This is a genomic window from Bacillus sp. FJAT-27916 (assembly GCF_001183965.1).
Taxonomy (GTDB): Bacteria; Bacillota; Bacilli; order Bacillales; family Pradoshiaceae; genus Pradoshia.
Genome location: NZ_LFZV01000001.1, coordinates 3,037,592 through 3,055,037, shown reverse-complemented (window position 1 = coordinate 3,055,037; position 17,446 = coordinate 3,037,592). Strand labels below are relative to the sequence as shown.

Sequence of the window (17,446 nt, the reverse complement as noted above, 5' to 3'; positions counted from 1 at the left end):
AATGGAAAATGGGGATTCTAGAAGAGAAAAGGAGGGATTTTCTTGGGACAGAATCGTCATTTTAAGCATGGACAGAAGGCGCCGAATAACGGTGAGTATATTGAGATCGGAGAAACAGGAAGCAATATTGTTAATCCGAAGAAAATTCGATTGAAGGCCGGAGATGCGTTTCCGGAGAACTCGAATCATAATAGACATTGGACATATGTCAGAAAGCCGTAAGGAAATGATATTACGGTAAGCAAAAAGGACAACCGAAGGGCTGTCCTTTTTGCTTATTGCGTTCATCCATTAATGATGCTCTTGTACAGGTTCATTTGGAATGATCGCCGCAACGATAAGAATCAAAACAGTGATGACGACAGCGAGAATAGATGCAGTGCTAAATACATATTCTCCACCTTCGACCATAGAGCTCGTTACGTACATGACCATATGTGTTAATGCAAATGTCCAGATAAATGTAAAAAGATATTTCAACTTGTTCACCCCGTTCATCTACAATCATTAATTATTCTATCATAGATCAAATAAGCTGGAAACTATTTCGTTAAGCTAATTTTTCCAAATATATATCCATTATCATTCCCCAAACACATGAAATTATGTATCCATCTACATAAGAGCAGGAAAGGGGGGAATGCCCGGACACCTTCCTGCACTTCTACATACATTATCAAAGTACCAATTAGTAAGGGGAAAATGATGATGAATCAAAAAACATTTCGATTTAATCATGAATGGACAACCATCTTTTACCCGGAACGGCCGAGCGGTTTTTCAATCCTGCTTGTAGGCGGGGAAAGACATTATATCCATGAAAAAACGAACTTTTGGATGGAGCATCCTGGTAAAAGACAAATGGTGGATCATCTTTTAGGGAAGGGGTACACCCTTTTTGCCACAAACCTCGGTGCCCATTGGGGAAAGGAAGGAGCCTCTGACACACTTGCTGAACTATATGCTCATTTCATCCGTCATGAAATTGTGAATGATAAAATTCATCTTCTGGCTGAAGGAACAGGTGCACTTCTTCTTGAAAGCCTCTGCGTGCTCCTTGATGGAAAGATACGCTCTATAGCGATGGTCGATCCGGAATTATCTTTGCTAAAGCGTTATGAAAAAGAAAAAGAAAATAAATTCTTTCATAAAAAATTTATGAAAGAAATAAGCCATGCATATAATATGGAAACCGCTGATGCGGCTAACTGGCTTAAAGGCAGGCATGACTGCCGAATTCCTGAAGAGATTCCTGTCCTGTTGATGCATGTGATAAATTCCTACGAAAAAAATCTAAAAGCACATTATCAGCATATCGCATCCACTCACCCGCATTTTGACATCAACTATATAACCCCTGAGAAGCGATACAGTATCCCATATCAAATGAATTCATTCTTTAAGAGGCATGAAAAACAATTATAAGAGAGCATAACCCCTGTTTCCCATGCATAATGTGTAGAAAACGGCAGGGGGTTTTACTATGCCAAGGAATATCGTTATGTCGCCATTTTCGTTTGTGGCCTTTGAGCTATGCTCGCAGCTGATGGAAGACGGTCAAGAAGTGATTGGTATTGAACCCTCTTTACCCTATTTAGATAAGGGGGTTAGAGAAGAAAAGGAATTATATATCGGCCGAAATGCCAATTTGCTCTTGTATTCAATAGAGGAATTTTCATTCAGTAAGGAAGAGGATTCTATTCTGTATGTATACCAAGAGGACATAAGCTTGCCTGATGTTGAGGAATTTTTGGAACTGAATAAGAAAAAGACCGGCAAGATTGTTTATATCACTGGTAATCACCAGCGGCCTCTCATAGATGTAATGAAGTGGTCTGAATCAAATGTTCAGATTCAGCTGCCAGATGTGTATGGACCATGGAGGGAGGAGGGTGTCTTTGAACAATGTCTTACGGGAGGCTCATTTCCTTTCGAAGAATATGAGAAGGCAGACCGGGGGGACCTCCTTTATATTGATGATGCGGTCATGAGTATTCTGGAGATTGCTGAATCGAAGAGCGGGAACTATCAGCTGAGGTCTGGTGTGGAAAATCATTGGTATGAGGTACTAAAGGAGCTTGGATACCATATTATCTATGACAGAGAACGGGAGATGCCGGGAAGGGCCTTCCCTTCCAATAAAGAAGAGGAGCAGGTTTATGTTGTGAATGCTCCCATAAAGCCGGAAAAGGGCGTAGAGATGCTGCGAAGGCATGTCAACCAAGTCAGGAAAAGGAGCCTATTTCGTCAGGGCTAACCATTGTATGCCAAATAAGAAAAATCCCCTTTCTCTTCTACATGAAAGGGGATTCAATTTGCTGAGGGGGCTGGGGGATGTCAAAAAGGAAGATAGATTACTTATCGATGGCCATGAAGCATTATCCGGAAATCAAGAAAAGAATGGCGGAGAGCAATCTCGATATTCACAAGAGAGATTTAATCCCCTTTATGGACATATTTACAAGTATCATGAATGATGCCTATGAAAAAGGCTTTAAGGATGGAAAGGCAGCCAGAAAATAAAGGCTATTTTGAAATAAACTTTGAAATAAAGGACGGAATTTTGCGCAAGACTGGTGATAGCTCAGATACGCTGTTGAGCAGGGTGTCTGAGTGCTCCATTAGTTTAACAATATCGATTTGCTGATTGGATGATTGGGATGGCTTCGCTGAGGCTGTCTCTTTTTTATTGGGACGAGGACCGAACATGAGACGGTCTAAGCCATCACCGTCTTCTTGCCTCTTCCTAGGGAATAGATCCATGAAATAACACCTCCATACGTTTAGTTGTCTACATTAGAATATGAATAATCTGTCCAAGTGGATATGACATTCACCTTATTCCAAAAAATTTCTTGCAAAGAGGAATGGCTTCTTTTAAAATTAGTACCAAGTCTTAATATCAATTAATAAAACATGAACATTAGGAGAGGTGCTATGATGAATGCTGGCATATTAGGAGTAGGGAGATTCCTGCCGGAAAAAGTGGTCACCAATTTTGATTTAGAAAAGACCGTAGACACTTCAGACGAATGGATTCGTACACGCACTGGCATTGAGGAAAGAAGAATCGCTGATGAGCGGATAGATACTTCTGACATGGCGTATGAAGCAGCTGTCCAAGCATTAAAGGATGCTGCTATTACAGCAGAGGAGATTGATTTGATTTTGGTTGCAACGGTTACCCCTGATAAGGCTTTTCCGTCAGTTGCTTGCATCATTCAGGATAAGCTGGGTGCAAGTAAGGCTGCGGCCATGGATATCAGTGCTGCCTGTGCCGGATTTACATATGGAATTGTTACTGCCTCACAATATATAAAGTCTGGTGATTACCGCCACATTCTTGTAGTTGGTGTAGAAAAACTATCAAAGATTACGGATTGGAATGACCGTAATACAGCTGTACTGTTTGGAGATGGAGCAGGTGCTGTCGTGATGGGGCCAGTCAGTGAAGACAGAGGAATTCTCTCGTTTGAGCTTGGTTCTGACGGTTCGGGCGGAAAGCATCTAGAGAAAGCGGATGAGTTCATTACAATGAACGGTCGGGAAGTATTTAAATTTGCGGTCAGACAAATGGGTGAGTCCTCTCTTAATGTATTGAAGAAAGCTGGTTTAACGAAGGAAGAGGTTGATTTCCTCATTCCTCATCAAGCGAATATTCGTATTATGGAAGCGTCTAGGCAGCGTTTAGAGCTTCCGGTTGAAAAGATGTCTAAAGTTGTTCATAAATATGGAAACACTTCATCAGCCTCGATTCCGATTGCATTATGTGAAGAAGTAGAAGCTGGGAGAATAAAAGACGGGGATTTAATTGTCCTGGTTGGATTTGGTGCCGGTCTCACTTGGGGTGCGGCCGCTATACGCTGGGGCAAATAAACGAATGATTGAGATCACATAGAAGGAGCGATTGTACATGGAGCTGAAACGAGTTGTTGTGACAGGCATGGGAGCTGTTTCTCCATTAGGAAATTCTGTCAAAGAGAATTGGGAGAAAGCTATTAATGGAGTATCTGGGATAGGGCCTTTGACAAGAGTGAATGCAGACGAATTTCCGGCAAAGGTTGCTGGAGAAGTAAAAGACTTCGAAATAACGGATTATGTGGACCGAAAGGAAGCAAGGAAGATGGACCGCTTTACTCACTATGCCATTGCGGCAGCCAAGATGGCAGTAGAGGACTCTAAGCTGGAGATTACACCGGAAAATGCCGAGCGAGTAGGCGTCTGGATTGGATCGGGAATTGGCGGAATGGAAACCTTTGAACAACAATATGATGTGTTCTTAAAAAGAGGCCATAGACGTGTAAGTCCGTTTTTTGTACCGATGCTGATCCCAGACATGGCGAGCGGCCAAGTCTCCATCATGCTTGGGGCTAAGGGAATTAACTCCTGTACAGTTACCGCTTGTGCTACAGGGACAAATTCAATCGGCGATGCCTTCAAAGCCATTCAGCGCGGGGATGCTGACGTCATAGTCACCGGTGGAGCGGAGGCACCGATTACGAGAATGGCCTTGGCGGGTTTCTGCGCCAATACAGCTCTTTCCACGAATCCAGACCCAGATTCAGCTAGCAGGCCATTTGATAAGAATCGAGATGGCTTTGTCATTGGAGAGGGAGCAGGCGTACTGGTGCTAGAGGAGCTATCCCATGCAATGAAGCGAAAGGCACCAATCTATGCGGAAATTGTTGGATATGGATCTACTGGTGATGCTCACCATATTACAGCTCCTGCACCTGAGGGAGAAGGCGGTGCGAGAGCAATGAAAATGGCTCTTGATGATGCCAAGCTTTCCTCTGACGCCATTGATTACATTAATGCACATGGAACGAGTACTGAATACAATGACTCTTTAGAAACAATGGCCATTAAATCTGTGTTTGGCGAGCATGCCTACCAGTTGGCTGTGAGCTCAACAAAATCTATGACCGGACATTTGCTTGGCGCTGCCGGCGGAGTAGAGGCCATTTTCTCGGTACTATCAATTGTCAATGATCTTATTCCTCCGACTATTCATTATCATGAAAAGGATCCAGTGTGTGATTTGGATTATGTCCCGAATGAAGCGAGAGAAAAGACCGTTCGCTGTGCGATGAGCAACTCCTTTGGCTTTGGCGGTCATAATGCAACGATTGTTTTTAAGAAATACGAATAAAAATATTATGTCACGATGAAATAAAAGGCAAGAGATGATTGCCCGAAGGTTGAAAGATGAATCCTTCTGGCTAGTCTCCTGCTTTTTTTATTGGATTGTGCCTATTCACCATTCCCAAAACATAGGGGTCTTCATATAATGCAGGAGCAAATGATTTGGGGAAGTGAACAAAGATGGGCATTATCAGGACAGACAAATGGCTTGATGAGTCTTTTGGAGATATGAGGAAGGTGGAAGACCATATATTAGAAACGGTTCATTCCCAGGAACAAGCATTGATTGAAACGTTAAAAAAGACGGGAATGTATCGTCCCAATAAAAGGACTAAGGTTATCTACGAACAGATGAAGGAAAGAGCTATATGGGATGAGGCAGAAGGATATTTCAAGAAGTATCAAAAGGAATGGAATGGACCGGATATTCCTATCTTCATTTTTCCTGTGGCAATGGAGGGCCTTAGACTTTTCAGGCCTGCTGAAAAAAGGAAGGCGGGACTCGCCTTTGTCGATAAACTGTTTCTCTTTGTCTCTGGGGATATTGAGAAGAAGGAGTTAGAAGCTTTATTTGTTCATGAATATCATCATGCTACACGCCTTTCTATACTGGATGAAAGAATGGAAAGCAATTTGGCAAGCTCGATTGTGATGGAAGGCTTGGCTGAATATGCAGTGAGTGAATATTGCGGTACGCCGTATTTGGCGCCTTGGACAAAAAGACATACAACTGACGAAGTCCGTAAAAGACTTAAATCGAATTATGTTCCCAACTTTGAGCTGGAGAGAAATGATCCACTGCATGACAGGCTGCTTTTCGGCGGCGGCGGTGTGCCGAAGATGGGGGGGTATGAAGCGGGATACAGGGTCGTGAAGGATTATGCAGAATATAAAGGGTTGAAGACAAAAGCGTTATTTACTCATTCAGCCAAGGATATCATCAGTCGTTGGCAGGAACTAGCCGGGGAACAGACGGATTAATCGGAATTTCCCGTAGAAACAGGAATATTTTCCATGAATTCTGCCTATAATGATTGACAAATAGGATAGAAGCGAGGGATATTCTGGTATGTTGTATCTCCATGATGTTTGGGTGAATTGGTTTGAAGGAGAAGAAAATAGCTATAATATTTGCAGTTTTCATGAGTGGAGAAAAGAAGACACGGTAGAATTACTCGATCAAGTGCCTCTTTTGAAGCTGGAGCCTGTTTTATTTCACTACATCGAAAATGATTTATTGGAGCTTCCATCAAGCCTTTTGGAGGAAGTCTATAAGAAGGCTTATATTCGCAAGAATCATGAACGTATTCCAATGGATTATTGCTTTGTCGCAACTGATGGGACAGGCATTATTGCCATCGATACGATTGGCTACAGTATCCCAATCCGCAAGAGCCGCCTTATTCCTCGTCAGGAGCAATTGGCTTATGAAATGATCCAAAATATTGAACCGGAAAAATATGATTATGCCTCTATGATCGCGGATTACAAGAAGAAGGAATATCATATACTCTCCCCCTCGCCAACTAGTATGCTTGGACTAACGAGACGTGAGCGTCAATTGAAGCAGCTGCTCTTCATGGCACTGGATCAATTAAAGAATGCCGGCAATACAGCTGAAATCCGCTATTGGTATACGGAATGGGCCCCGGAGGAATACTCCAATGTGCTTGAAATGAGCTTTGAGGAAATATGGCAGAAGTTATTTGATGAAATGAAGCAGGGCTGGACAGGAAAGCACACAATGCTGTGCGAACGTCTCATAAAAGGTCAGCCTTTCTTTGAAAAGCTGTGGGAAATGGAAGTTGGTGACCGGCCATCCATGCTGTAGGATGGCCTTTTCTTATGAAAATAGTTTTTTCTGAATAGAAAAAGAGTGCAGACTGCAAGCAAGCTTGCGTAATCTGCACTCTTTTTTTGCGTTTTAGCGTCTTTTTCTGCCTAGCCCTACGGCATTCTTCATCTTTGTTAATGTCTTATTAGCTGCTTTATTAGCTTCAAATGCACCTTTATCAAGTATTTCATCAAGCTCAGGAGAGTTGAGCAGCTCGTTGTAACGTTCCTGAATCGGGCGGAGGGTATTGACGACAACCTGAGCAACCTCTGCCTTGAAATCTCCATAGCCTTTTCCTTCAAATCGTGCTTCAATGCTTGATACGGGCTCTCCGCTTAAAGCAGAGTGAATATCCAGCAGGTTGGAGATGCCTGGTTTGTTCTCGCGGTCATATTTCACGATTCCTTCAGAATCAGTGACTGCACTCTTAATCTTTTTCTCAATTTGCTTCAAGTCATCCAATAGGCGGATGGTTGACTTTTGGTTTGTATCGGATTTACTCATCTTTTTGGTCGGTTCTTGCAGGGCCATGATCCTTGCACCATGAGCCGGGAGCTGAATGTCAGGAATGGTGAAGATCTCCCCGTATTTCTTATTGAATCGCTCTGCGATATCACGGGTCAATTCAACATGCTGCTTTTGGTCATCACCGACAGGGACGATATCGGTCTTATATAGAAGGATATCGGCTGCCATCAATGGCGGATATGTGAGCAGACCCGCTGAAATGGCCGCCTGCTTCTGTGATTTATCTTTATACTGAGTCATTCTTTCAAGCTCGCCAATATAAGAATTACATTGCATAATCCATCCTGCCTCGGTATGGGCCGGAACCTCTGATTGAATGAAGATTGTTGCCTTTTCAGGGTCGATTCCAACAGCAAGGTAAAGAGCAGCAAGACTCTTAATATTCTTTCTTAGCTCTAGTCGGTCTTGCGGAACGGTAATAGCATGCTCATCTACGATACAGAAATAGCAATGATATTCATCCTGAAGCTTGACGAATTGTCTCATTGCTCCAATATAATTTCCTAATGTAACTGTTCCAGTCGGTTGAATGCCGGAAAAAATCGTTTTCATCTTAAAAACTCCTTTCAGTAATAAAAAAATCCCATTCATCCTCTTAAAAAAGGGACGAATGGGATTCGCGGTACCACCCTAATTGTTTATGATCTTCATACATAAACCGGCTCTATATCATGCTTATTATGAAAGCATGATTGCCCAATAACGCGGGCATTAACGTCCATGCCATACTATTAGTTCCGGCAGGAGGCTCAGGTAAGTCCATTCGGGCAAGGGGGATGTTTGTTCGCAGCGACCACAAACTCTCTGAGATCCTTTCAATTGCCGTACTATTCTCCATCATAGCCTGTCATATTTAGTAAGCTTTAAGTAATGATATTTTACTCAAATATCCCGTTTTTGGCAACTACCTAATCATCATATAGGAACAGGCAAAAGTTATCAGAAAGGATAAGGCTCCGGAATAGATGAGCGGACGGGTCCAAGAGGAGGTGAGCACCTTCATATCAGGCCCTTTTTCTTCAGTATCGCCCGAAAGCTCGGAAATATATTCTTCTTTTTTTGTACTTCTCTTCATAACCTTTTTATAGCTATGGGCGAAAATGCTGAAAAATCCGCGGCCGATAACAAACATCATCGCTCCGATACTTAAGTATACGAGCCCAATCATAAAGTAGGCATTAATGAAAGGAAGAAGGATTTCCGGTTGAAAGAGAGAGTAGGCTAATGCAATAAGAAGAGCGGATGCATTTAGAATCAAATATTGTCTGCTGGGAGATATCATGATTGTCCTCCATTTTGTTTAGCGTTGTTGTAATAATATTATACCTTTTTTGAAATTAAAAGTTTATTTTTTAAATTAGGAGTTGAAAGATTTTAAATAAAATTTTAATATATTACTATGTTTTCTAAAAGTTAATTTACAAGGTATCTGTTTTGAATATTCTGAAAATATAAAAAGATTGTTTTAGTTTATTCATGCGTTACCTAAGTAAAACAAGCTTTTGACGGCAGGTTTGACTTTCTACTGACACAGTAACTTAACGGAATTGTAAAAAAAGATTGCAAAATTGTCAGAAAGCATTTATTATTGGTTACGAAATCTTCTGAAAATTAGAAGAGAAAAAAATAGGGAGGTCATTAACTGTATGAAAGCAAAAAAAGTGTCATTATTCCTTGTGATGATTCTTGCTTTAAGCACGTTCTTGGCTGCATGTTCTGGCGATGACAGTACATCTAGCAAAGGCGGCGGGAGCACAGAGGGAGTAGAACAAGTACTTAATGTTGTTGAATCGTCTGAAATCCCATCTATGGATACAACTTTAGCAACTGACGCAGTATCCTTCAACGTTATGAATAACGTTATGGAAGGTCTTTACCGTTTAGGTGAGAACGATGAGGTTACTGACGGTGTAGCTGAGGGTGAGCCAGAAGTAAGCGAAGATGGCAAAACGTACACTTTCAAATTAAGAAAAGATGCTAAATGGTCTAACGGCGATCCTGTCACAGCTCACGATTTCGTTTATGCTTGGCAAAAGGCTGTTAATCCTGACACTGGTGCTCAATATGCATACATGATGTATGTAGTTGAGAATGGCCAAGAAATTAACTCAGGAAAGAAAAAACCTTCTGAGCTAGGTGTTAAAGCTATTGATGACAATACACTCGAAGTTAAATTAGCAAATGCGGTTCCTTATTTTAAATCACTTCTTTCTTTTGGAACATTCATGCCTCAAAACCAAAAATTCGTTGAAGAGCAAGGCGATAAATATGGTTTAGAAGCAGATACAACAATCTATAATGGTCCTTTCACACTATCTGAATGGAAACATGAAGAAAGCTTTAAGCTTTCCAAGAACAAAGAGTATTGGGATAAAGATACTGTAAAGCTTGAAACAGTAAACTTCAAGATTGTTAAAGATACAAACACAGCAGTTAACCTATATGAAACTGGTAAAATCGATCGTGTAGGCCTATCCGCTGAACATGTTGATAACTTTAAGGATTCCGAAGAGTTCCTAACTGAACCAGATGCTTCTGTTTTCTACTTGGAATTCAACCAAGAAAATGAAATTCTAGCAAACACAAAAATCCGTAAGGCTTTAACAATGGCATTTGATAAAGAATCTTATGTTGATACTATTTTGAATAATGGTTCAGTTGCTGCTTACTATATCGTGCCGAAACAATTCTACACAACTCAAGACGGCAAAGATTTCCGTGACGTAAACGGAGATATGCTTAAAACAAATAAAGATGAAGCTGCTAAGCTTTGGGCTGAAGGCTTAAAAGAACTTGGTAAAGATAAAATTGAGCTTGAATTGTTAAATTATGATTCTGATGCTGCTAAGAAAACAGGTGAATACCTGAAAGAGCAAATGGAATCTGTACTTGAAGGCTTCACGCTTACAATCAGCCAACAGCCTTTCCAAAATAAATTGGATCTTCAAGCAAAAGGTGATTTCGACATTTCCTTCTCTGGATGGGGCCCTGACTATCAAGACCCTATGACATTCTTGGATATGTTCACAACTGGCAACGGAAATAACCACGGTAAATTCAGCAACGCTAAATACGATAAATTAATCAAGGATGCTAGCACTACACTTCTTGATGATTTAAAAGCACGTGATGCTGCTATGGCAGACGCAGAGAAACTTCTTATTGAAGAAGAAGCTGTTATTGCCCCAATTTACCAACGTGGTGGAGCTTACTTGATGAAAGATAAAGTTAAAGGATTACTTACTCACTCATTCGGTGGGGACTACAGCTACAAGTGGGTATCAATCGAGGAATAAAATCTTCGTGAGCCTATCTAGGAGAGTGCAAGCCAAAAAAGGGCTTGTACTCTCCTTTTCCCTAGTTATGGGATTGTATTCAGAATTGACTGTAAATTTTTTGAGTGTTGCATTATGTTAAATAGGTTGTTGATATCGTTATCTATTTTCTGTGGAATGGGTCGCAATATCTAATTGATTACTTATATGGCTGGAACAATCTTGTAAATTGCCATATAAGTCCATTCCACAGAGAATACTTATAAAAGGACAACTAGTATATTTAACGATGCTAGATAGAAAAAAGGGGGGCTAATTATGCTGCGATTTACACTACAAAGATTACTCTATATGATCATTACCCTTTTTGTTATTACCACTGCTACCTTTTTCTTAATGAAAATGCTTCCTGGTTCTCCCTTAAAGAACCAAGAAAAGCTATCAGCAGAACAAAAAGAGATTATTTACGAGAAGTATGGGTTAAATGACCCGGTACCTGTGCAATATGTTAACTATATGGGAGATTTGCTTAAAGGTGATTTAGGGACATCCTTCCAGTATGATAATCGCCCAGTTACAGAATTGATTGCGACACGTATTGGAGCTTCTGCTCACCTCGGTTTCCAGGCCTTACTGTTTGGGACAATTATGGGGCTTATTTTAGGAATATTTGCCGCTCTTCGGCATAATACATGGGTTGATTTCAGTGCAACTGTCATTGCGGTTCTAGGGGCTTCGATTCCATCATTCGTTTTTGCTGCTTTCCTGCAGTACTTCTTGGCTGTTAAGTGGGAGGTATTCCCTGTTGCTTTCTGGGAAGGCTTTGAGTATACAATACTGCCTACACTCGCATTATCCGCTGGTGTAATTGCTTCCATTGCCCGATTCATGCGTTCTGAGATGCTTGAAGTAATGGGATCCGATTATATTACACTAGCAAAAGCAAAAGGGCTGTCCGGTACAAGTGTTGTTATCAAGCACGGAATTCGTAACGCCTTAATTCCAATCATTACGATTCTTGGACCGATGGCAGTCAATATCATGACAGGAACATTAATTATCGAGCAAATCTTTGCTATTCCTGGTCTTGGGTACCAGTTTGTTAGCTCCATTAATCAGAATGACTATACAACGATTATGGGTACAACCATTTTCTACAGTGTGCTATTTATCTTAGTCATATTTGTGGTAGACATCCTTTACGGTGTTGTTGATCCTCGTATTCGTTTAGCAGGAGGGAAGAAATAATGGAAAAAAACATACAAAATGAAAATCTCTCTCCTGAATTATTCCAGGTTGTTGGTCCAAAAGGTAATGATGCTGAAAAGATTGAAAGAAAAAGCTTAACATTTTGGCAGGATGCGAGACATAGATTGTTCAAAAACAAAGGTGCCGTTGCTGGATTAATAGTGATTATCATCTTTGTCCTTCTGGCGATTTTTGGACCGATGGTATCCGGATACACTTTTAAGGAACAGGATTTAGGGAAATCAAAATTTCCGCCAAGAGTTCAAGGTCTTGAAAATATATCTTGGCTTCCGTTTGACGGAACGGATAAAAATGGGAACAATGTGTATGAGGCTAAAGGGTATGAAGACACATACCACTGGTTTGGTACAGATGATTTAGGACGTGACCAATGGACAAGGATCTGGTATGGAGCGAGAATTTCCTTATACATTGCCGTCTTAGCAGCTGTCATCGAATTCTTCATAGGAGTTACCTATGGCGGCGTATCCGGTTTCTTTGGCGGAAGAATTGATGCGTTCATGCAGAGGATTATAGAGGTGCTTGTAGGGATTCCATATTTAATTGTCGTTATTTTGATGATTTTGATATTCGATAAGCCAGGGGTACTGTCCATCACGCTTGCCATGGTTGTTACGGGGTGGATAGGTATGGCTCGAATGGTCCGCGGGCAGTTCTTGAAGCTTCGTGATCAAGAATATGTGCTCGCGTCTAAAACATTAGGAGCTACAAATTCAAGTCTTATCTTTAAACATTTATTACCTAATACATTAGGCCCAATCATTGTTACATCGATGTTCACTATTCCAGGGGCCATTTTCACAGAAGCATTCTTAAGCTTTATCGGTTTAGGGATTGCTGCTCCGGAAGCTTCATTGGGCTCCCTGGTGAATGAAGGGTTCAGATACTTACGTTCATTCCCATATTTATTGATTATTCCAGCTCTTACAATCAGTATCTTGATTTTGAGCTTTAACTTATTAGCTGATGGAATGCGCGATGCGCTAGATCCAAAAATGAGAAAATAGTAGCGGAGGAGAATAAAAAATGGATAAATTACTAGAAGTAAAAGATTTGCATGTCTCCTTCAATACCTATGGTGGGGAAGTAAAAGCTGTCCGCGGTGTCAGTTTCGACCTTTTTAAAGGCGAAACATTAGCGATTGTCGGAGAATCCGGTTCCGGTAAATCTGTTACGACGAAAGCGTTAATGAGATTGTTACCTGAACCAGCAGGATTTATTAAAGAAGGCCATATCCTCTTTGGAGACCGTGATATTGCGAAATTAAGCGAGAAAGAAATGCAAAAGGTACGCGGCAAGGAAATCTCTATGATTTTCCAGGATCCGATGACTTCCTTGAACCCGACGATGAAAGTCGGCAAACAAATCATGGAGGGCTTAATCAAGCACCAAAACTTCAGTAAGGCAGCTGCTCGTGAGCGGGCAATCGAGCTTCTAAGACTTGTTGGGATTGCGCAGCCTGAGATTCGGATGAACCAATATCCGCATCAATTCTCAGGTGGTATGAGACAGCGTGTAGTCGTTGCGATTGCTCTGTCTTGTAATCCTAAGGTTCTTATTGCCGATGAGCCGACTACTGCTCTCGATGTAACCATCCAAGCACAAATTCTTGAATTGATGAAGGATTTGCAAAATAAAATTGATACATCCATCATCTTTATTACGCATGACTTGGGTGTAGTAGCCAACGTAGCTGATCGTGTGGCTGTTATGTATGGCGGTCAAATTGTTGAGACAGGAACAGTTGACGAGGTATTCTATGATCCGCGTCATCCATACACATGGGGATTATTATCCTCCATGCCAAGCCTTGATAATGATGGAGATACAGAATTAATCGCGATTCCGGGAACGCCTCCGGATTTAATCAATCCACCTAAAGGCTGCCCATTTGCACCGCGTAATGAATATGCACTGGAAATTGATTTTGAGAAGGAGCCTCCATACTATCAAATTTCTGAGACTCATTTTGTGAAGTCCTGGCTTCTTCATCCGGATGCACCGAAAGTTACGCCTCCGGAAGCTGTACAAGCACGAATTCGCCATATGGCCTCCAATTTTGATAAACCTGTAGAAGTGGGAGGGATTAACTAATATGGCTACGAAAGAAAAAATCATTGAAGTTAAAGGAATTAAGCAATATTTCAATGTCGGTAAGCCAAATATGGTTAAAGCCATTGACGGTGTCTCCTTTGATATTTATAAAGGGGAGACACTAGGGCTAGTTGGAGAGTCTGGCTGTGGGAAATCGACAACAGGCCGCTCCATTATCCGTCTATATGACTTAACAGAAGGTGAAGTTCGTTTTAAGGGAAAAGAAGTTCATGGCAAGAAGAGCCGGAAGGAATTAAAAGAATTTAACCGCGGCATGCAGATGATTTTCCAAGACCCGTATGCTTCACTTAATCCGCGTATGACAGTTGCTGACATCATTGCGGAAGGTATTGATATTCACGGCCTGGCGAAATCAAAAGAGGACCGTATGAACCGTGTTTATGAACTATTGGAGACAGTAGGTCTAAACCGTGACCATGCGAACCGTTATCCGCATGAATTCTCCGGCGGTCAAAGACAACGGATTGGGATTGCGAGAGCGCTGGCAGTAGAGCCGGAGTTCATCATTGCTGATGAACCGATTTCTGCACTTGACGTATCTATTCAAGCCCAGGTCGTTAACCTTTTGAAGAATCTTCAAAAAGAAAAAGGATTAACGTATTTATTTATCGCCCATGATTTATCCATGGTTAAATACATTAGTGACCGTATTGGTGTTATGTATTATGGAAAATTGGTCGAGGTTGCGGACAGTGAGGATTTATATAAGAATCCTATGCATCCATATACACAATCCTTATTATCTGCCATTCCATTACCGGACCCTGACAGCGAAAGAACGCGCCGCAGAAAAGCGTACAATCCAGAGGTCCATCAATATGGTGAAAATGAAGAGATTGAAATGCGTGAAATTGCTCCAGGACACCATGTGTTATGCTCTAAAAAGGAATTCGAGGAATATAAGAAGAAGTATGTTAAATAAGCTTGATGAGACCATCCAAACAGGATGGTCTTTTTTTGCACCTATTCTTATTAAGAAGGTTACCCAGCAGAAAGAATTAAATGGTAAACTATTACAAAAAGGTATCTAGGAGGATAGAAATCTTTCGCTGTATATATGATGTATTGAACAACTAGGAAAATACCTGCTAGGACTGGGTGTATTCATTTGTGGAATGTTTGGATTCTTAGTTATTAGGAGTGCTATAAAGGTTGAGATACACGTAATAGAAAAGGGGGGGACTTAGGCTTTTGATGATTCTTATAGTAATAATCTTATTCGTATATCTCTTTGATTTCACGAAATTAAGAAGACAAAATGAGACCATCATTGAACAGAATGAAAAAATGATTTCTCTATTGGAGGAGATTAAAAATAAAAGCAGCTAAAACTTCAGTTTGTTGGAGATATAGGTTATAAACAAAAATGAAGGATAATAGAATTGAAATGAGGATGCTTTACAGGGGGAGAACTAGATGATTATCGCTTTCATTGGAGGCGGCTTATTTTTGCTGGTTGCATGCTTATATACTTTGCTGGCTTTCGGGTTCCCATATGGAGAATTTGCAATGGGCGGTAAATACACGGTCATGCCGATTAGATTGAGAGTGGCTTGTGGCTGTTCTGTGCTGATTCAGTTATTTGCGATCATCATTATCTTACAGACTGCTGACATCATTCCTTCTTTATTCTCGATTGGCATTACCAGGGGCCTTTGTTTTTTATTTGCCTCATATCTTACGCTTAATGCAATGATGAATGGGTTTTCTAAGAGCAGAAAGGAAAGGTTAGTTATGACACCTCTGGCTATCCTTACAGCGTTCTGTTTTTGGATAACAGCTATTGCTTCTTAGGAAGTATAAAAGAAAATTTAAAAGTTCAAGTTCCTCTTATCAAGAGCTGAATGATCAGCTCTCTTTTTTTATGTGAGGGAAGAGGAGATTTTTTTAGAGGCTGCATTGAATGTAAACCTGCTGTTTACGTTTGTAACGATAAGTTTATTCCATTATACCCCATTTTTGTTGTAGGATTTTATTAGGAGGTGTCGGATATGGATAATGATTTTGGAAGTAAATTAAAGACTCTGAGAGAGGAAAGAAAATGGTCTCAAGATGAATTAGCCAAGGAATTGAATATGTCTCGTCAGGCTGTGTATAAATGGGAAAGCGGTAGAGGGTATCCTGATATTCAAAATCTAATTAGGATAAGTGATCTATTCGGGGTGACCGTTGATGATTTGATAAGAAATGATAAAAAGCTGCAAGATCAGATTAGTATTAAGGAAGAGGTATCAATTGAACAATTTGGTGATCCAGGTTTTTATTTAGGAATGATTTTGGTTTTTGTCGGCATCTTTACATCAAATGATTCGTTATCAACTATTGTTATGATTATAGGCTTATTAACGATTTGTTTCTTTACTGATGCTGTCAAATCAATCAAATCCCTTTTTAAACGTAATCTTATATATGGCTGGGTAATAAAACGAGAGAGGGAGCTGGAAGATGGGGTACAACTGGTATTCGTGTCCTGGGGAAATAAAGGATTATGTCTATACTTTAACTAAATCTATTAAAGGGATTCTTAAGGACAATTATAGAGGAGTGTATTTACATGGCTCTTTAGCAATGGGAGGGTTCAATCCTAGAAGGAGTGATGTGGATGTTTTGGTGATAACGAAAATTTTCATGACAACAGAAGTAAAAAGGGATTTAGCACGATTTTGTCTACATCATTCCTATTCTCCTTTTGCTCTTGAGATTAGTTTTATTTGTGAAGAACATTTAAAGCATTGGCAGCATCCTTGTCCTTTTGATTTGCATTATAGCGAGTTCTGGAGAGAGCGATATACAGAGGATTTACTAAATGATACCTATCAGTTCTTGAATGATGAGGTTCATGCTGACAATGATTTGGCGGCTCATATGACCATTATCAATCATAGAGGCGTATGTGTGGATGGTGATTCGATCAATGAAGTATTATTTCCTTTAATTCCGAAGTCTGATTACGTTTCGTCGATTTTAGGCGATTATGTAGAGTGTTTAGAGCGTATGGAAGAAGACCCAATCTATTGTTCACTTAATGTATTAAGGGTGCTTTTGTATTTAGAAGAAGGAGTCATCTCATCCAAGCAAGAGGCTGGGAGCTGGGGAGTAAGAGTATTACCAAAAGAATTTGCCATTACGCTTAATAAAGCAATCGATGGTTATTCGGGTTGGAAAGATACATATACCTTTAATAAGGTCGAGCTGTTATCTCTAAGGAACTACCTATCAAAAAGGGTGCAAAATGTACTAGGATGAACAGTGGTGTTGAAGGGACTTTAAATAGAAAAAA

General features: G+C 40.6%; 21 protein-coding genes and 1 other annotated feature. Of the genes, 17 read left to right on the top strand and 4 right to left on the bottom strand.

Annotated features, from left to right (window positions below):
• Positions 1-42: 42 nt before the first annotated feature.
• A complete protein-coding gene (locus AC622_RS14945) occupies positions 43-222 on the top strand; it encodes a YjzC family protein (protein ID WP_049671790.1) in 180 nt (59 codons plus the stop codon).
• Between the two features lie 69 nt (positions 223-291).
• Here the strand turns inward: AC622_RS14945 and AC622_RS14940 are convergent, their stop codons facing one another.
• Positions 292-480: a YjzD family protein gene (locus tag AC622_RS14940; protein WP_049671789.1), complete on the bottom strand. Its 189-nt coding sequence runs from the start codon at positions 478-480 to the stop codon at positions 292-294.
• A 228-nt stretch (positions 481-708) separates the two neighbouring features.
• On the opposite strand from AC622_RS14940, the gene AC622_RS14935 reads away from it, so the two are divergent.
• From AC622_RS14935 to AC622_RS14925, 3 genes are all read left to right on the top strand, one after another.
• The gene (locus AC622_RS14935; protein WP_049671788.1) at positions 709-1,425 is read left to right on the top strand and encodes a hypothetical protein; all 717 of its coding nucleotides are present in this window, start codon (positions 709-711) and stop codon (positions 1,423-1,425) included.
• A 58-nt stretch (positions 1,426-1,483) separates the two neighbouring features.
• Positions 1,484-2,257 (top strand): hypothetical protein, encoded by a 774-nt coding sequence (locus tag AC622_RS14930; protein ID WP_049671787.1) that lies wholly within the window; start codon positions 1,484-1,486, stop codon positions 2,255-2,257.
• A 77-nt stretch (positions 2,258-2,334) separates the two neighbouring features.
• Complete coding sequence (locus AC622_RS14925; RefSeq protein WP_049671786.1) at positions 2,335-2,523, top strand: ComZ family protein; 189 nt, start codon at positions 2,335-2,337, stop codon at positions 2,521-2,523.
• 3 nt (positions 2,524-2,526) lie between these two features.
• Here the strand turns inward: AC622_RS14925 and AC622_RS14920 are convergent, their stop codons facing one another.
• Positions 2,527-2,763, bottom strand: a complete 237-nt coding sequence (locus tag AC622_RS14920) for a hypothetical protein (protein ID WP_049671785.1) — start codon at positions 2,761-2,763, stop codon at positions 2,527-2,529.
• 177 nt (positions 2,764-2,940) lie between these two features.
• On the opposite strand from AC622_RS14920, the gene AC622_RS14915 reads away from it, so the two are divergent.
• The 4 genes from AC622_RS14915 to AC622_RS14900 all read left to right on the top strand — a co-directional run bounded on the left by AC622_RS14915 (position 2,941) and on the right by AC622_RS14900 (position 6,976).
• Positions 2,941-3,876 (top strand): beta-ketoacyl-ACP synthase III, encoded by a 936-nt coding sequence (locus tag AC622_RS14915; RefSeq protein ID WP_049672999.1) that lies wholly within the window; start codon positions 2,941-2,943, stop codon positions 3,874-3,876.
• A gap of 37 nt (positions 3,877-3,913) precedes the next feature.
• Positions 3,914-5,152 carry a beta-ketoacyl-ACP synthase II gene (fabF, locus tag AC622_RS14910; RefSeq protein WP_049671784.1) on the top strand — a complete coding sequence of 413 codons (1,239 nt, stop codon included), beginning with the start codon at positions 3,914-3,916 and terminating at the stop codon, positions 5,150-5,152.
• A gap of 173 nt (positions 5,153-5,325) precedes the next feature.
• On the top strand, positions 5,326-6,126 hold the full coding sequence (locus AC622_RS14905; RefSeq protein WP_049671783.1) for a DUF2268 domain-containing protein: 801 nt from the start codon (positions 5,326-5,328) through the stop codon (positions 6,124-6,126).
• 88 nt (positions 6,127-6,214) lie between these two features.
• Positions 6,215-6,976 (top strand): YjbA family protein, encoded by a 762-nt coding sequence (locus AC622_RS14900; RefSeq protein ID WP_049671782.1) that lies wholly within the window; start codon positions 6,215-6,217, stop codon positions 6,974-6,976.
• 93 nt (positions 6,977-7,069) lie between these two features.
• Here the strand turns inward: AC622_RS14900 and trpS are convergent, their stop codons facing one another.
• Both trpS and AC622_RS14890 read right to left on the bottom strand, forming a co-directional pair.
• Complete coding sequence (trpS, locus tag AC622_RS14895; RefSeq protein WP_049671781.1) at positions 7,070-8,059, bottom strand: tryptophan--tRNA ligase; 990 nt, start codon at positions 8,057-8,059, stop codon at positions 7,070-7,072.
• Between the two features lie 47 nt (positions 8,060-8,106).
• Positions 8,107-8,357, bottom strand: a binding site (T-box leader).
• 54 nt (positions 8,358-8,411) lie between these two features.
• Entirely contained in the window at positions 8,412-8,789 is a 378-nt protein-coding gene (locus AC622_RS14890) for a DUF3899 domain-containing protein (RefSeq protein ID WP_049671780.1), read from the bottom strand.
• Positions 8,790-9,153: 364 nt separating this feature from the next.
• On the opposite strand from AC622_RS14890, the gene AC622_RS14885 reads away from it, so the two are divergent.
• The 9 genes from AC622_RS14885 (at position 9,154) to AC622_RS14850 (ending at position 17,412) form a co-directional block, all read left to right on the top strand.
• Complete coding sequence (locus AC622_RS14885) at positions 9,154-10,803, top strand: peptide ABC transporter substrate-binding protein (protein ID WP_049671779.1); 1,650 nt, start codon at positions 9,154-9,156, stop codon at positions 10,801-10,803.
• A 297-nt stretch (positions 10,804-11,100) separates the two neighbouring features.
• Positions 11,101-12,030 carry an oligopeptide ABC transporter permease gene (gene opp3b / locus AC622_RS14880; RefSeq protein ID WP_049671778.1) on the top strand — a complete coding sequence of 310 codons (930 nt, stop codon included), beginning with the start codon at positions 11,101-11,103 and terminating at the stop codon, positions 12,028-12,030.
• A complete protein-coding gene (opp3C, locus tag AC622_RS14875) occupies positions 12,030-13,058 on the top strand; it encodes an oligopeptide ABC transporter permease (protein ID WP_049671777.1) in 1,029 nt (342 codons plus the stop codon). The genes opp3b and opp3C overlap by 1 nt, the downstream gene beginning before the upstream one ends.
• 19 nt (positions 13,059-13,077) lie before the next feature.
• Entirely contained in the window at positions 13,078-14,145 is a 1,068-nt protein-coding gene (locus AC622_RS14870) for an ABC transporter ATP-binding protein (RefSeq protein ID WP_049671776.1), read from the top strand.
• Between the two features lies 1 nt (position 14,146).
• Positions 14,147-15,088, top strand: coding sequence for an ABC transporter ATP-binding protein (locus AC622_RS14865; RefSeq protein ID WP_049671775.1), 942 nt, complete (start codon positions 14,147-14,149; stop codon positions 15,086-15,088).
• A gap of 269 nt (positions 15,089-15,357) precedes the next feature.
• Positions 15,358-15,495: a hypothetical protein gene (locus tag AC622_RS21275; RefSeq protein ID WP_197089943.1), complete on the top strand. Its 138-nt coding sequence runs from the start codon at positions 15,358-15,360 to the stop codon at positions 15,493-15,495.
• An 87-nt stretch (positions 15,496-15,582) separates the two neighbouring features.
• The gene (locus tag AC622_RS14860; protein ID WP_049671774.1) at positions 15,583-15,960 is read left to right on the top strand and encodes a hypothetical protein; all 378 of its coding nucleotides are present in this window, start codon (positions 15,583-15,585) and stop codon (positions 15,958-15,960) included.
• A gap of 197 nt (positions 15,961-16,157) precedes the next feature.
• Entirely contained in the window at positions 16,158-16,673 is a 516-nt protein-coding gene (locus AC622_RS14855; protein ID WP_082197157.1) for a helix-turn-helix domain-containing protein, read from the top strand.
• Positions 16,612-17,412 carry an aminoglycoside adenylyltransferase domain-containing protein gene (locus AC622_RS14850; protein WP_049671773.1) on the top strand — a complete coding sequence of 267 codons (801 nt, stop codon included), beginning with the start codon at positions 16,612-16,614 and terminating at the stop codon, positions 17,410-17,412. Before AC622_RS14855 ends, AC622_RS14850 begins: the two co-directional genes overlap by 62 nt.
• Positions 17,413-17,446: the final 34 nt, after the last annotated feature.